1 pseudogene is annotated in these 252 nt (G+C 63.1%); it reads left to right on the forward strand.

The features are described from left to right. Nucleotides 1-252: pseudogene (locus SB679_RS25455) on the forward strand (glutathione-dependent formaldehyde dehydrogenase); the annotation flags it as partial.

Below are 252 nucleotides of genomic sequence, written 5' to 3' on the forward strand. Positions count from 1 at the left end.
GGACTACAGCCCGGACGTATCCGGCAAAATCCGTGAGGAAACATTGGGACGAGGACCGGATTCGGTGGTGGATGCGGTGGGGATGGAAGCTCATGGTTCCCCGGTGGCGTCGTTCCTGCACAAGGCCGTCTCGCTGCTCCCGGACAAGCCTGCACAAGTGGCGATGGAAACCATGAGCGTCGATAGGCTGGCAGCCCTCCATACGGCAATCGACCTCGTGCGCCGCGGCGGAACCATCTCCCTGAGCGGCGT

The sequence above is a fragment of the Chryseobacterium sp. SIMBA_029 genome, assembly GCF_046535275.1.
Lineage (GTDB): Bacteria > Bacteroidota > Bacteroidia > Flavobacteriales > Weeksellaceae > Chryseobacterium.